Genomic DNA, 13,935 nt, shown 5'->3' on the forward strand with positions numbered 1-13,935 from the left:
CCCGACCCATTCCCCCATCACCACGAAAACGAGTCTGGCCCCGCCGCTCACGCGGCGGGGCCAGAACCCCAAGATCTTCATGAATCTTCTAGGCCGTGTTTCGAAAGTCCGGCCTGCCGGGAGGGGCACTGGACGGCCCGGCTTCGCGCGAGCGGCCGACTACCCGCATGAGGAGCCTGCGCCCTGCTGAGGGAGCGAGCAGGGCATTCGGACTGTCGTCCCACCGTGCTGCACGGAGGGACTCGAGCCGGAGGGGAAGAGCCGGCAACGTACAGAGGCCGGGGTGGCGGGATGGATCCGCACCGAACACCTACGCCAGATCCTCCTGGGGTGGTATATACCGGTTGCGTCATTTATTAAGAATATTAGGTCGAATGTCCCCGACCGGGTCCTGATCATCCCTCCTGGGAAGTTCAGTGGGGTGGCACGGTGGCGGGGTGGGCATCCGACGGCAACGGGACGAAAGGCGATGGGGACCATGGAGCAGTCCTTGGTCGTGGGCGTGGACGGATCGGATTCGAGCTTCCGAGCGGTCGACTGGGCCGTGGAGGAGGCAGCCCGTCACGGCCTTCCTCTGAGAGTTGTCTACGCCTCCCGATGGGAACGCTACGAGGGGGCAGGCCTGTATGGGGGCGTCGAGCGCCCCTCCGAGCAGATTCTGGCCGACAGCATCGTGGCCATCGCGGTCACGCGCGCCAGCACCCGTAATCCCGATCTGAAGATCACCACCGAGGTTCTGGCGGAGGACACGGTGACCGCGCTGCTCGACGAGGCGCGCGAGGCTGCGATGCTGGTTGTCGGATCCAGGGGCCGGGGCCAGCTCAAGGAGCTCCTGCTGGGTTCCGTAAGTCTGGCCTTGGCGTCCCGGGCCCAGTGCCCGGTCATCGTGGTACGTGGCGACGCGGCAGGAACAGCCGGCGCACACGGCCGCATCCTGCTCGGCGTCGCGGACGTGGCCCACGGGTCGGCTGCCGTGAGGTTCGCCTTCCGTGAGGCTGCCACCCGTCACTGTGAGATCGACGCAGTACGCGCCTGGCGTTGCCCCGCGTCCGAAGCGGTCGGCCGGCCGCACATCAAGGAGTCTCCGCCGCCCCTCACCTGGGAGATGCGGGCGGCGACAGAGCTCGACCAAGCGCTTGCGGCCTCGATCGAGGAGAACCCGGCCGTTGCCGTCTCCCGCTCCACCGTCGAGGGGTCGGCCCATCAAGTTCTCGTCCGGCGCTCCGCCGCCGCCGACCTCCTTGTCGTGGGCGCATCGCGGCGCAAGGGGCACGTGGGTCTGCAACTCGGCCGGACAGCCCATACGGCGCTCCATCACTCCAGCTGTCCTGTCGCGGTGGTACCCCACCGTCCATGAACCACCGCCGAGTCGAGGAGGTGGACGGACCGTGGGCAGGCCCGCGTGGTCTGCGGCGTTTGACAGCCCCACGCCCTCGCGGCCTTCGTATCAGGAGGATCGCCATGGACGGCACCGCGTTCGGCACACGGCCGGCCAGTCAGGCTCTCGGACCGGTCGTCGTCGGTTCGGACGGCTCGGACCATGCCGTCAGGGCTGTGCTCTGCGCGGGACCGCCTCCGGAGCGCCGAGCCTGACTGCCTCAGTCGTGGGCGACGACGGCGACCGGAGAGGTCGCGTGGTGGATCACGGCATGCGTGGTGGAGCCGATGCGAACACCCAGCAATGAGCGGCGGGTCCGGCGGCCGACGACGATCAGACCGGCGTCGGCACCGGCGTCCAGGAGCTGCTGCGCGGCGTGTCCCATCGGGGTACGGGCGGTCACCTCGACCGTGGGGAACGTGTCCCGCCAAGGCCTCAGAGCCTGGTCCAGGCCGGTGGTCATGTTCTGGTTGATGCGCGCAAGTATTTCGGGATCGTAGGCCGATCCGTACCCGTAGAACTGCGGCGGCGGCCAACTGTGCAGGGCATGCAGCGGGCAGGACCGGCGCGACGCTTCCTCGAACGCGAATGCGAGCAGGGCGTCGCAGGGCCGGCTGATGTCGACACCGACGACCACGTCGCGCCGGGTGTGCTGCTCGGTCTCGTGAGGCAGCGCGTCCTCTCCGCTGCGTACGAGTACCACCGGCCGATCGGTGGTGTGCATGACGGCCATGCCGACGGAGCCGAGCACGAAGCCGGTCACGCTGCCGAGCCCGCGGGATCCCATGACGAGCATGTCGGCGGTTGTCGCGGCTGTGGCGAGCGAGGCTGCGGGCGGGCCGTCGACCGACTGCGTGGTGATGTCGAGTCCCGGGTGAGCGCGGCGCAGTTCGTCGGCCATTTCCTGCAGGACGGCTTCGGCCCAGCCACGCCGTGCATCGGAGGCCGCCGCGGGAATGCCGAGCGGCAACGACCGTGGCTCGGCGTGGATGAGGTGCAGGGCCGCACCCCGCAGACGGGCCTCGCGCGCCGCCCAGCGGGCAGCGGCTGCGCTTTCGGGATATGCGTCGAGGCCGACGATGATGTGGCGGTCCAATGCGCCCTCCTCACGAGTGCGGTGCTGTGGGGTGTGCCGAAGGATTCGTCCTCGCCCGGGCCGGAGCGGAACGGCGGGCATCCGTCGGTCATAGGACCGGTGCAGGTCGCGGTCCGCGGCACCGGACGCAGACCGCCGGTGCCGCGCGAAGCCCGTACGTCACCCGACGGATGCGTCGTCGATGGCGTATCCGAGGTGCTGCGCCACATGAACCACTCCATCGACCGTGCGGCACAGCCGTTCGATCACCGGGATCAGGCTCTTGAACCGCACGGAGCCGTTCAGTTCGACACGGCCGTCGGTCACTTCGACGGTGATGGCGCCGGGGTCCTGGTGCAAGGTCAGGTCGAGTACGTCGCCGGTGATCTCGTGGCGGATGGTTTCGTCGTCGCGCAGGAAGATCTTGAGCAGATCGCGCCTGCTGACGATGCCCACCAAAGTGTCCGCCTGGTCCACGACCAGGAGTCTTCTGACGCTCTGCGCCTCCATGAGCCGGGCCGCCTCGGCGACGGTCCAGTCCGCCCTGGCGCACACGGCGGGCGCAGACATCAGTTCCTCGGCCCGCGTGCCCTCCGCTTTCTCCCGCTTGCGCGGCTCGGTACCGGGCAAGAACCGGAGAAAGTCTCCCTGATCGGCCGACTTCGGCAGTAGGTCGCCTTCCGATACCACTCCGAGCGGGTGCCCCACGTCGTCGACGACCGCGACGGCCGACACCTGGTGCTCAGTAAGTGTGCGCACGATGTCCTTGAACGCCGCGTTCCTCGGGACCGTGACGACCTCGCGGGTCATCAGCTCACCAATGTCTCGATGTCTCACCCGTCCACTCCTATCGCCCTGCGGCTTCTCGGGCGTTGACCGACATGTCGTCCTGCCGGTACGTGAGCCGATTGGCAGGGCAACACCGCCGCGGTGACTCATGACTCCTCCCGGAACAGCGACCCGCATCTTCGAGCCTGAGGGCCGGGAAAAGCGCCGGGTAGGGTCGTCCGGCGTCGGGTGGAAGCTGTTCGGCCCTGGTGGCCGCCTGCCACTCGGGGTGCTTTCATGAAATTGACGGAAAGAGTCCTTACCAGGATGCGGAGAAGCGGCTGGCGGCCGTGCACCGCACAATCGGGATCCGCGAGAAGCGGATGGGCTCTTTCCGCCCTTGCGTGGAACGGCGTCTCACCGGGGCCACGATCGCGGGCCGGGTCGGGATCCGCCGCGAGGGGATAAGGACGACGACGCCGGCGACGGGCCCTGTCGTTCGCACCCGCGGCGGATCAGGACAGCGGCAGCTGTGCCCAGATGACCTTGCCTTCACGGGTGTACCGTGTGCCCCAGTTCTCGGCGATCCGCGAGACGAGGAACAGGCCGCGGCCTCCCTCGTCCGTAGTGGCTGCGTACCTCAGATGGGGTGAGGTGCTGCTGCCGTCGGATACCTCGCAGATCAGGCTGCGGTCACGCAGGAGCCGCACCCGGACCGGCGCGGAGGCGTGCCGGATGGCGTTGGTGACAAGCTCGCTGAGTATCAACTCGGTGGTGAACGTCAGTTCCGACAGGCCCCAGTCTTCCAGCTTCTCCACGACGGCGGCGCGTATCCCGGCTACGGCTGCGGGGTCGAGCGGAACGTCCCATTCGGCGATCTGGTTGGCGGAAAGCGCGCGGGTGCGGGCGATGAGCAGTGCTACGTCGTCCTTGGACTGAGTGGGAAGGAGCGCGTCGAGCACCGCCTGGCAGTGCTGTTCCGGCGAGCGGCCGGGATGGGAAAGGGCCTGGCGGAGCAGGTCCATCCCCACGTCGATGTCCCGGGTGCGGTCCTCGATCAGCCCGTCGGTGTAGAGAACCAGCTGAGCACCCACGGCCAGATCCAGTTCGGCTGTCTTGAACGGCATGCCGCCGAGCCCCAGCAGTGGCCCGGCGGGAAGCTCGGGGAATTCCACGCTGCCGTCGGGGTGGACCAGCGCGGGGAGATGATGCCCGGCGCGGGCCATGGCGCAGTGCCGGGAGACCGGGTCGTAGATCGCGTACAGGCACGTGGCTCCCACGATGCCTGCACCGACGCCCGTGCTCCCCTCTTCCTTGTCGATGCGGTCCACGAGGTCGTCGAGGTGGCCGAGGAGCTCGTCGGGCGGCAGATCGAGCGTGGAGAAGTTGTGGACAGCGGTGCGTAGCCGCCCCATGGTGGCGGCGGCGTGCAGCCCATGGCCGACGACGTCACCGACGACCAACGCGACGCGGTTGCCCGACAGGGGAATCACATCGAACCAGTCACCGCTGACTCCGGACTGTGCGGGCAGATAGCGGTGGGCGACATCCAGAGCATTCTGTTCGGGCAGAGCGCGTGGCAGCAGGCTGCGCTGCAACATCACCGCCAGGGCGTGTTCGCGGGTGTACCGACGTGCGTTGTCGATGCTGACCGCGGCACGGGCGACCAGTTCCTCGGCGAGTGACCGGTCGTCCTCGTCGAACGCTCCGGCCTCCCGCGAGCGCCAGAAGTTGGTCATGCCCAGAACCACGCCCCGTGCCAGCAGGGGCGTCGTGAGGAGTGAGTGGATTCCGTAGTCGACGATCTTGTCAGTCCGTTCCGGGTCCTGAGCGCGCCATTCGGGTGCGGAGGACAAATCGGGAACCATCACCGACCGGCCGGTGGCGAGTCCGCGTGCCTGAGGTGTGGAGGGGAGATAGGAGATGAGCTTGTCGCGCGGGTAGAGGGGGTGGTCGTCCCGGATGCCGCTGACGGCGGTGCGGCGCATGTCGGCAGCAGTGCCCGTCGGTTCCTCCCCGTGCAGGACGGGGGCGGCGAGGTCGACCGTGACGAAGTCCGCGATGCGGGGGACGGCCATCTCGGCCAGTTCCTTGGCCGTGCGCGTCACGTCCAGGGTGGTGCCGATGCCCACACCCGCGTCGTAGAGCAGCTTGAGGCGTTCGTTCGTCGTTTCCACCTTGCCCGAAAGTGCCAGGAGCTGGGTGGAGTCGCGCAGGGTCGCCACCGTTCCCAGGGGGCTTCCGTTGCGGGCCGTGCGTCGCTGGTTCACCACCAGCATGCGGTCCCCGGCCAAGTACACCTCGTCCGTGGCCACGCGTCCGGATACGAGCAGCTCCGCCGTGGCCGGGTCGAGGCTCTCCAGTTCCTTGACGGGGCGTCCCTGGGCGTCGGGCGGCAGATCAAGAAGCCGTTCGGCCTCGTCGTTCGCCAGCAGCAGCCGACCGTCGTGTCCGACGATGAGCACCCCTTCGCGGACGGAATGCAGCACCGCGTCATGGTGCTCGTACATGCGGGTCATCTGGGCGGGATCGAGCCCGTGGGTCTGCCTTCGCAGCCGCTTGGCCACCAGGGCGGCCCCGCCCGTGGCCAGGACGAGCGCGGCGGCCCCGCTGGCAAAGATGACCAACAGCTGCCTGTCGACCACGCTGGAGATGTTCTCGACCCTGAGACCGGCGGCCACCAGGCCCACGACGGAGTTGCCGGGACCGTTGACGGGGACAACCGCCTGGACTTCGCGACCAAGGGGCCCGTGGACGGTTTCCACTTGGACCCGGCCCGCCAGCGCAGGTTCGATGGTGCCGACGAATTTCTTTCCGATGAGCTCAGGACGGGGGTGTGTGTAGCGAATCCCGTGTGTGTCCGTCACCACGATGAAGTCGACGCCGGCCAGCTTCCGTGCCTCCTCGGTGCGTGGCTGCAGCACCTTGGAGGGATCGGGAGATTTGAGCGCCGCTGCAATCCCCGGAGAGTGTGCGAACGTCTGTGCTGTAGCCACCGAGACGTGCTTCGCCTCCGTCTCGGCGTCGTGCAAGGATTGGAGGACCAGCGCCAGAACCGCGCCTGCGACAAGCAGGACAATGACCACCGCCTGCAGGATGAACACCTGCCCGGCTACGCTTCGCGGACCCTTGCCGCTCAGTGACCGAGCCGACCCGCTCCGGGATCGGTCGGAATGGTCGACCATGTCGACATTCCTAACACTTTCTTGCAATGTGTGCCCAGTGGTCCGCCCATCGCCCGATTGCTGCCGGCCGACTCGCCACAGCCTCGGATTCGCCCAGTGGATGCCATGGGGCGCAGGGGACGTTGGGTCTCCGGCCGGCGACGATGAGGTCTACCCCAGGCCACTCCTTCAATCCTGCGCCACATGGTGGCCCCGCGCGGTTCGGCGGCGGCGTGGGCACAAGGAACTCCGACCTTCGGAACGGAGTGCCGGATGGAACTGTCAGGAGCCCGCGTCCTGGTCGCAGGGCCACCGGCGTCATCGAGCAGGGCCTGGCCCGGGGGCCAGTCCGACCGGGGAGCGTCGCCTGCCCCGGCCGGCTGTGACGAACAGCGGCCGGTACGGGCGGCCGACCGCCATGGCTGCGTCCTCGCCGCACCGGCTTCGCCGACCGGTCCGTCGCGGGCACACCACCTGCGGCGGATCACTGTCCGAGCCACCGCTGCCGGTGGTCGACTCCGAAGCCGATTCCACTTGCCCAGGGCGCGCAGGACCCGGCGTCCGGCCGGCAGTCGCGGTCACCGGGTGCAGATCCTCATGCGGTCACCCAACCATCCGATGTCGCTCGGAGGCCGGCGAAGGCTCATGGCCGGAATGATCGACGTCGAGTCTCCGCCATGGCGGAGACTCGACACACGGTGACCGTTGCCCTTCCGAGATCGGTCGCATTTGATCGATCGTCGTGTACAGACACTCGATATCTGCAGCGTGCGCGCTGCTCCTCGTCTCGCTCATCCTGCCCAGTGACCTGGCGCACGCGGACTCGGACGAACTGTCCGGGCCTTCGGTGACGCGCATCGTCACCCTCGACAGCGCCCCGGCCGCCCAGCAGGCCGCCCCGCAGGACCGCGCAGCGGCCCGCCGTACGGTCTCCGATGCGCAGCGGACGCTGGTCGACGCCGCGCACGACGCGGGCATTCCGCTGTCCGTGCGGCGCCAGTACCGCAATGTCGTCAATGGCCTCCTCGTCGAGGTGCCCGCCGGTCAGACCGGCCGACTGGCCGAACTCCCCGGAGTGGCCGAGGTCACCGAGCCGGTGACGTACGAGATGCCCGAGCGGCCCACCCCGGTGCCCAAGGACGTCCTCGCAAAGGCCGTTGCCCAGGTGGGTCATGACGCACGGTCCGGCGATGCGGCCCCCTCGGGCCGGGAAATTGTTACGACCACGGATCTCACCGGCGTCCCGCAGGCCCATCGCCTGGGATACACGGGTAAGGGGGTCACCGTCGGCATCATCGACAGCGGCATCGCGTACGACGGTGTTCGGTACGAAGAACGCGCCGACCGACGCCATCGTCCTGGCCGCACTCGACCGGGCCGCCGCCGACGGGGTGGATGTCGTCAACATGAGTCTCGGTTCGACCGGCGACCGCAGCAGCAGTGTGCTGTCGCTCGCCGTGAACCACCTGGTGGACTCCGGCGTTCCCACTGTCGTCGCCAACGGAAACGGCTACGCCGGTCCGTTCAACGCCGCGGCGCCCGCGGTGGCGGACGGGGCGATCGCGGTCGGCAGCACCTACGGCAGCCGCTATCCGTTCCTCGCGTTCACGCTCGACGACGGCGCGACGGCCCCCGTCCCGTACCTGGACTCCGGGCGGGCACCGGCCGCTCCCGTGACCGGCACCCACCCGGTGGCCGTGATGAAGTCCAGCTGCGCCCCGCTGCCTGCAGGCAGTCTCGACGGCAAGATCGCGCTCTTTGCTCCCTACACCGGCGCCGACGTCTTCAACTGCCGGGTGATGGACCTGGCCCGCACCGCCGAGGCCGCGGGTGCGGTCGCCGCGGTCCACTACGACCCGTCGCGCACCGATCCGGATGCCATGCCGTTCTCGCCCTGCTGCGACACCATCGGCATCCCCGTGGTGGGGATCCGTGCACGGGACGCCGAGCGCATCAAGGCCGCTCCGGCCGGGACCGGGCTGACCTGGGGTGCCTACGCCGGTGCACCGCTGACCGCCGACGCTGCCGGGCTGATGGATGCCGGCTCCTCCTGGGGCCCGGGCAATGAGCTGGAATTCAAGCCGGATGTGGCCGCTCCCGGCGGGTACATCCTGTCCGCCCTTCCCCCGGCCCAGGACTGGTACGGCGTCATGTCCGGTACCTCGATGGCGTCACCGCACGTCGCAGGAGTGGTCGCCCTGCTGCTCCAGGCCCGGCCGGACCTCACTCCGGCCCAGGTGCAGACCGCGCTCCAGAACACGGCCACTCCGCTCGCCATGACCGGTGATCACGAGCGCGGCCGGCAGCCCGTCGCCCAGCAGGGCGCGGGCCGGGTCGACGCGGTTGCCGCACTGGCGTCGGTCTCCGGCGACACCGTGACGGCCAGGCCGTCCGAACTCGCCCTGGGCGACCTCGAAGGCCAGCAACGGACCCGCCGGATCACGGTCCACAACCCGACCTCCCGTCCGGTGACCTACCGGATCGGGCAGAGCGCCGCCGTCTCCGCAGCCCCGCCGTACACCAGCAGGTGGCAGCCGACCGACGCCACAGGCGAGGCCCACGTCGACGGCCAGGACACGATCACCGTGGCCGCGCACGGAAGTCGTACCGTCACCGTGCACATCAGACAGCCGCACGGCGTCGCCGAAGGAACCCTGTTCAGTGGCTGGGTGGAGTTCACCCGGTCCGGTTCGGCGGCCCCGGAGGTCCGGGTGCCGTATCTGGGCATGGCAGGCGACTTCGACGCGGTGTCGGCGATCAACCCAACCTTCACCTCGATCAACACGAGCCTTGACAATCCGGCGCTTCGTCCCGGCTACTTCAGCTTCGGCAAGAATGTGCCCACCACCATCGACCTCACCGACACGTCCACGGCCAACGACAAGGCGTGGGTCATGCTGTCCCACGGTTTCCCGCTGCTGGAGCGGATGCGGCTCCAGGTCCTCGACGCCCGTGACGAGGTGATCGACACCCCGTACGACGCGTCGTGGGTGACCCGCAATTCCGGCGCGGGCACCGGGATGGCGTTCTACGACTGGGACGCCACGCGTGCCGATGGCACGCCGGCGCCCGCCGGTACATACCGGCTGCGCCTCGTCTTCGACAAGGCGCTCGGCGACCCGCAGAAGTCACCGGGCACCCAGACCTGGACCTCTCCGGAGGTCACCCTGGTCCGCTGACCGCAGGACCGGCCCACGTCACACCGGTTCGGCGGACAGCCGGTGGACCTGCCCGTCCCGGCAGGTCCACCGGCCGCCGCGGTGTCGACGGATCTGGTGACACTGCCCAGGCCCTGCAGTCGGGTGCGCCCGGCCGCGCTGCAAGAATCCGGCGGTACACACGGACCGGAGGGTGGCATTGGCACTGGAGGATCTCGGGCTCGGCGCCTGTGAGGAGTCCGTATACAGGGTACTGATCGACCGGCCCTCGGCCTCGCTCGCAGAGGTGGCCGAGGCGGCGGCCTTCCCCGACGCGCAAGTCGCGGACGCCTTGAACTCGCTGGCGGCTCGCGCCCTGGTCAACAGGCGGCCCGGAAGCGGTCATTATGTCGCCGCGCCACCGTCGGTCGCGCTCGGCACGGAACTGACCGAGCGCCGCATCCGCCTCCATCGTGCGGAACTCGCGCTCGCCGAGCTGGTCGAGACCTACCGGACCGGGTCCATGGGACGCGCGCAGCGCGATCTCGTGGAGGTCGTCGAGGGGCGGGATGCCGTGCGCCAGCGGTACCTCCAGCTCCAGCTCTCCTCCCGGCACGCCATCGACACGTTCGTCACCGGCGACGTCCAGGTGGTCGGCCCGGAGAACACCGAGGAGCCGACCGTGCTGTCGCGCGGCCTGCAGGTGCGTGCCGTCATCGACCAGTCGTTCCTGGGCGAACCGAGCGCGGCCGACAACGTGGACGAGTCGCTCGCCCGGGGCATGCGGATCCGTACGGTCGATGGAGTACCGCTCAAGCTCATCGTCTGCGACGGCGAGATGGCGATGCTCCCGCTGCGTGGCTCCGGCAGCGAGGTCGACCCCAGCCTTGTCCTACGCGGCGGGCTCGCCAACGTTGCCCAGGCACTCTTCGACGCCGTGTGGGAACGGGCCCGCCCCTACGGCGAACCGCACCACGGGATCGATGCCCTGGACACCCGCATACTGCGTCTGCTGCTCGCCGGTCTCACCGACCACGCGGTGGCCGCGCAGGTGGACCTTTCGGCGCGCACGGTGCAGCGGCGCATCCAGGGGCTGATGTCCCAGGCCGGGGCGACCACCCGCATCCAGCTCGGCTGGTACGCCCGCCACCACGGCTGGGCGTAACGGCCTTCCCCTGCTCCCGTAATCCCTGGCGGGCGCACGACGACAGCTACGGCACCTCGCTGCACTGTCGGAACGCCCGAATGCGCCCAGTATGAGAACACCCCTCCGCCTTGCGATGCACCACATGCGACGCCGCGCGCTGATCCACCAGGGATTACAGGACAGCCCTTAGTACTCCAGCTGTAGATCGTGATCTTCATGTCCGAGATGCGGCTTGCGGTCGGTAATGGCTGGTGAGTGATCGCGCCTGGTGGCGGCGTCGCCAGTCGGACCAGCGGAGCCGGTGGGCCGGGTCGTGAAGGGGGATGTCGAAATGGCGGTGCTCGACGAGCAAGGATGCCACAGGGGACGGCATTCACCCCTGGTAGGTGCGGTGACGGTGGTCGAGGCCGACGGTATCCACGATCGAGCCCTAGCGGGTGGCCGCACCAGCGTCCGACCGAACTCGGTTGGCGTCGACCTGGGGTGCATCCCTCCCGATTGCATACAGCGCGGCAAGTGCCGGCCGGTCGAGCGCGATGGGGGCGGCGGTTGCCGGGTGGGTGACCGTGGGAGCGGACGCCGAAATGGGGGCACCGCCGTGCGGTTGATGCTCCTGCGTCGCAGGGGGTTTACCTCGCCACAGCCATCGTATATCGTCTTTCGATAACATCGATAAACGATAACAAGGGGATGCTGTGACCGAGGACTCCAAGCTGCTCGAACCGCTGTCCACCGTGGTGTCATTCGTGCTGCGGCTACTGATCGGGATCCTCGTACTCGGCTTCGCCCTGAGCCTGTTCGACAGCAACATGCACGTCGGCTATGGAAACCCCTGCGTCATCGCCGACTTCGCCTCGGGAAGCGCCCCCGACACCGATGCGACGTTCAACGCGAAGGCTGGCGCACACGTCATGTCGATCCCCCAGTACTGCGCCTCCCACCCCAGCACCTACCAGAACGTCCTCGCAACGCTGGGCGAGCTGCCGTCCTTCATTCTGCTGATCGGTGGGCTGTTCGTACTCAACAGCCTGCTGCGGGCAGCCGCCCGAGATGGCGTCTACACCCCGCAGACCGCATCGAAACTGAGGCTTCTGGGATGGTGGCTCCTGCTGGGCAGCCTGGCCGCCGAGCTCATCGAAGCCACTGCGAAGACCGCGCTGCTCGCCACCCTCACCACGGAGTTCTCCGCCGGAGTCTGGCTGGGCATGTGGGCGACGCCGTACCTGGCGGTCCTCACCGCACTGGGGCTGATCACGTTCGCCCGGATCATGCGTGCAGGCGTCACCATGCGTGAAGACCTCGCGGGGACCGTCTGATGTCCACCGAAGGGCATGAAGGCCATGCCATCCAGGTCCACCTCGACCGGCTCCTGGAAGAACGCGGCATGACCCTCGCCGAACTCGCGGCCCGAGTCGGCGTCACGAACGTCAATCTGTCCATCCTCAAGAACGGGCGAGCCAAGGCCATCCGCTTCACCACGCTCACCCGACTCTGCGAAGTGCTGGACTGCCAACCCGGAGATCTGCTAAGTCATCGCCCTTCTGGCCGGTGATCTTCATGTCTGGGACGCGGCTTGTCGCCGGTAATGGCTGGCGCGTGATCGCTCCTGATGGCGGCGGCGCCAGTCGGACCAGCCGAGTAGGTGGGCCATGTCGTGGAGAGGATGAACGGCGACCGTGATGAATAGGCGCTGGATCTCGTTGCAGGACAGCGGGACCAGCCCGTCCGGGGCGGGGTTGCGGGCGTGTTCGTCGGCGCGGAGGACCGCGAGGAAGGCGTGGGCGAGCATCGCGAGGGTGACCCAGCGGGTCCAGGAGGGGTAGCGGCGGACCTGGTGCTCGTCGAGTCCCGCCAGCCCTTTCTCGCTCTGGAAGGTCTCTTCCACCCGCCATCTGGAGCCGGCGACGCGGACCAGGACGGCCAGGAGTGTGGACTCGGTGGAATGACAGCGGTAGTAGGCGAGTTCGCCGGTGTTGCGGTTGCGGCGGATCAGGAGCTGGTGGCGGCCCGCTGCCGGCTCGGCGAGGTCGATGATGGCCCAGTCGTAAAACCGGTGCCCCTTCGCGCCGGGCCCGGCCGAGAGTTTCTGCCAGGCCCGCTCGGGTACCTTCGCGGCCAGGGCGTCGGCACGGAAGGTGCCCGCACCCGTGGTCATTTCGGCCGAGCAGGCCACCGCGAGGACATAGCCGATACCGCGTTCCTCCAGAGCCGTCCGCAGTTTCGGATTGCCGCCGTAGACCTCATCGCCCGTGACCCAGCCGACGCGGTGTCCGGCGGTAAGGAACCGTTCGATCATCGTGCGGGCCAGTTCCGGCTTGGTAGCGAAGGCGGTGTCTTCGCCGAGTCCCGCTGCCCGGCAGCGATCCGGGTCGCATGTCCAGGAGCGCGGGATGTACAGCTCCCGGTCCACCGCCGCGTGTCCCCGGGCGCCGGCGTAGACGAGGTAGACCGCGACTTGAGAGTTCTCGATCCGCCCCGCGGTGCCGGTGTACTGGCGCTGGACGGCGACGGTGTGGGTGCCCTTCTTCACGTCGCCGGTCTCGTCCACGACCAGCACCGCTGCATCGTCGTGGAGGTGCTCGACAACGTATTCGCGTACGTCGTCGCGGACGGCATCGGCATCCCAGGAGGCCCGGGACAGCAGGTGCTGCATGCCGTGGGGGCTGGCCTCCCCGGCCCACTCCGCGATCGTCCAGCAGTTTTTGCGCGGCAGGTCCGCCAGTAGCCCCAGAACCAACCGCCCGGCCCGCAGCCGTGGTTCGACCCGGGCGAACCGGCTCGCGATCCGGCCCATAGCCACCTCGAACGCCTCCCGCCATCGGGCGGGATCTGTGCTGTGAGCTGCGGCCTCCGTCTCGTCGTTAGTCCACACAAGTCACGATGATCAACGGCGGCCGCACCCATCTGCCCACCGGCCCCGACCAGCAAGATCACGATCTACAGCTGGAGTATTAGGGCCCGCGCCTGGGCGACAACGCCCGGAATGACCTGTCCGCGCCGGGCGTGAAGGTGGTCGTGGGCTGGACTGCAGCACCGTCCTCCAGCTGGCCGTCGTCCTCGTGCCGGCCGCCAATCAGGATTCCTTGCCGCTGCGCGCCAATAATCGCCGCCCCACCGCCAATACAGTGCGTTTATTCGGCATTACGGTGAGCGAATAGGGCGCCCTTTATGTGACGCAGACCACGTGACCCACGCCACTCTTGTGCCTATTTGAGGCATTTGCCGTGTGGGGTGGGCCACGTGACGGGCGTCACTCCGAACCCGAA

At 68.5% G+C, this 13,935-nt stretch carries 9 protein-coding genes; 5 read left to right on the top strand and 4 right to left on the bottom strand.

Annotation, left to right across the window (positions count from 1 at the left end; genetic code table 11):
• Positions 1 to 478 precede the first annotated feature (478 nt).
• Positions 479 to 1,357, top strand: a complete 879-nt coding sequence (locus ACNPQM_RS41230; RefSeq protein ID WP_418088002.1) for a universal stress protein — start codon at positions 479 to 481, stop codon at positions 1,355 to 1,357.
• A gap of 241 nt (positions 1,358 to 1,598) precedes the next feature.
• On the opposite strand, the gene ACNPQM_RS41235 is transcribed toward ACNPQM_RS41230, so the two are convergent.
• The 3 genes from ACNPQM_RS41235 to ACNPQM_RS41245 all read right to left on the bottom strand — a co-directional run bounded on the left by ACNPQM_RS41235 (position 1,599) and on the right by ACNPQM_RS41245 (position 6,406).
• Positions 1,599 to 2,474, bottom strand: coding sequence for a universal stress protein (locus ACNPQM_RS41235; RefSeq protein ID WP_418088003.1), 876 nt, complete (start codon positions 2,472 to 2,474; stop codon positions 1,599 to 1,601).
• A 159-nt stretch (positions 2,475 to 2,633) separates the two neighbouring features.
• Positions 2,634 to 3,290, bottom strand: a complete 657-nt coding sequence (locus ACNPQM_RS41240; protein WP_418088004.1) for a CBS domain-containing protein — start codon at positions 3,288 to 3,290, stop codon at positions 2,634 to 2,636.
• 446 nt (positions 3,291 to 3,736) lie between these two features.
• Positions 3,737 to 6,406, bottom strand: a complete 2,670-nt coding sequence (locus ACNPQM_RS41245; RefSeq protein ID WP_418088005.1) for a SpoIIE family protein phosphatase — start codon at positions 6,404 to 6,406, stop codon at positions 3,737 to 3,739.
• A 1,298-nt stretch (positions 6,407 to 7,704) separates the two neighbouring features.
• Between ACNPQM_RS41245 and ACNPQM_RS41250 the strand changes: the two genes are divergently transcribed.
• The 4 genes from ACNPQM_RS41250 (at position 7,705) to ACNPQM_RS41265 (ending at position 12,221) form a co-directional block, all read left to right on the top strand.
• Complete coding sequence (locus tag ACNPQM_RS41250) at positions 7,705 to 9,564, top strand: S8 family serine peptidase (RefSeq protein ID WP_418088006.1); 1,860 nt, start codon at positions 7,705 to 7,707, stop codon at positions 9,562 to 9,564.
• 172 nt (positions 9,565 to 9,736) lie between these two features.
• Positions 9,737 to 10,687, top strand: a complete 951-nt coding sequence (locus ACNPQM_RS41255; protein WP_418088007.1) for a helix-turn-helix domain-containing protein — start codon at positions 9,737 to 9,739, stop codon at positions 10,685 to 10,687.
• A gap of 677 nt (positions 10,688 to 11,364) precedes the next feature.
• Positions 11,365 to 11,985, top strand: coding sequence for a DUF2975 domain-containing protein (locus ACNPQM_RS41260; RefSeq protein WP_418088008.1), 621 nt, complete (start codon positions 11,365 to 11,367; stop codon positions 11,983 to 11,985).
• The gene (locus ACNPQM_RS41265) at positions 11,985 to 12,221 is read left to right on the top strand and encodes a helix-turn-helix domain-containing protein (protein ID WP_383763769.1); all 237 of its coding nucleotides are present in this window, start codon (positions 11,985 to 11,987) and stop codon (positions 12,219 to 12,221) included. Before ACNPQM_RS41260 ends, ACNPQM_RS41265 begins: the two co-directional genes overlap by 1 nt.
• 3 nt (positions 12,222 to 12,224) lie before the next feature.
• Here ACNPQM_RS41265 and ACNPQM_RS41270 read toward each other — a convergent pair whose 3' ends face one another.
• Positions 12,225 to 13,463 carry an IS701 family transposase gene (locus tag ACNPQM_RS41270; RefSeq protein WP_418088009.1) on the bottom strand — a complete coding sequence of 413 codons (1,239 nt, stop codon included), beginning with the start codon at positions 13,461 to 13,463 and terminating at the stop codon, positions 12,225 to 12,227.
• Positions 13,464 to 13,935 lie beyond the last annotated feature (472 nt).

It is taken from the genome of Streptomyces sp. NPDC056231, from assembly GCF_048270745.1.
Lineage (GTDB): Bacteria > Actinomycetota > Actinomycetes > Streptomycetales > Streptomycetaceae > Streptomyces.

Coding starts and splice junctions, on each gene's coding strand:
- ACNPQM_RS41230 (WP_418088002.1), top strand. CDS start 479: ATGGAGCAGTCCTTGGTCGTGGGCGTGGACGGATCGGATTCGAGCTTC.
- ACNPQM_RS41245 (WP_418088005.1), bottom strand. CDS start 6,406: ATGGTCGACCATTCCGACCGATCCCGGAGCGGGTCGGCTCGGTCACTG.
- ACNPQM_RS41265 (WP_383763769.1), top strand. CDS start 11,985: ATGTCCACCGAAGGGCATGAAGGCCATGCCATCCAGGTCCACCTCGAC.
- ACNPQM_RS41270 (WP_418088009.1), bottom strand. CDS start 13,463: ATGGGCCGGATCGCGAGCCGGTTCGCCCGGGTCGAACCACGGCTGCGG.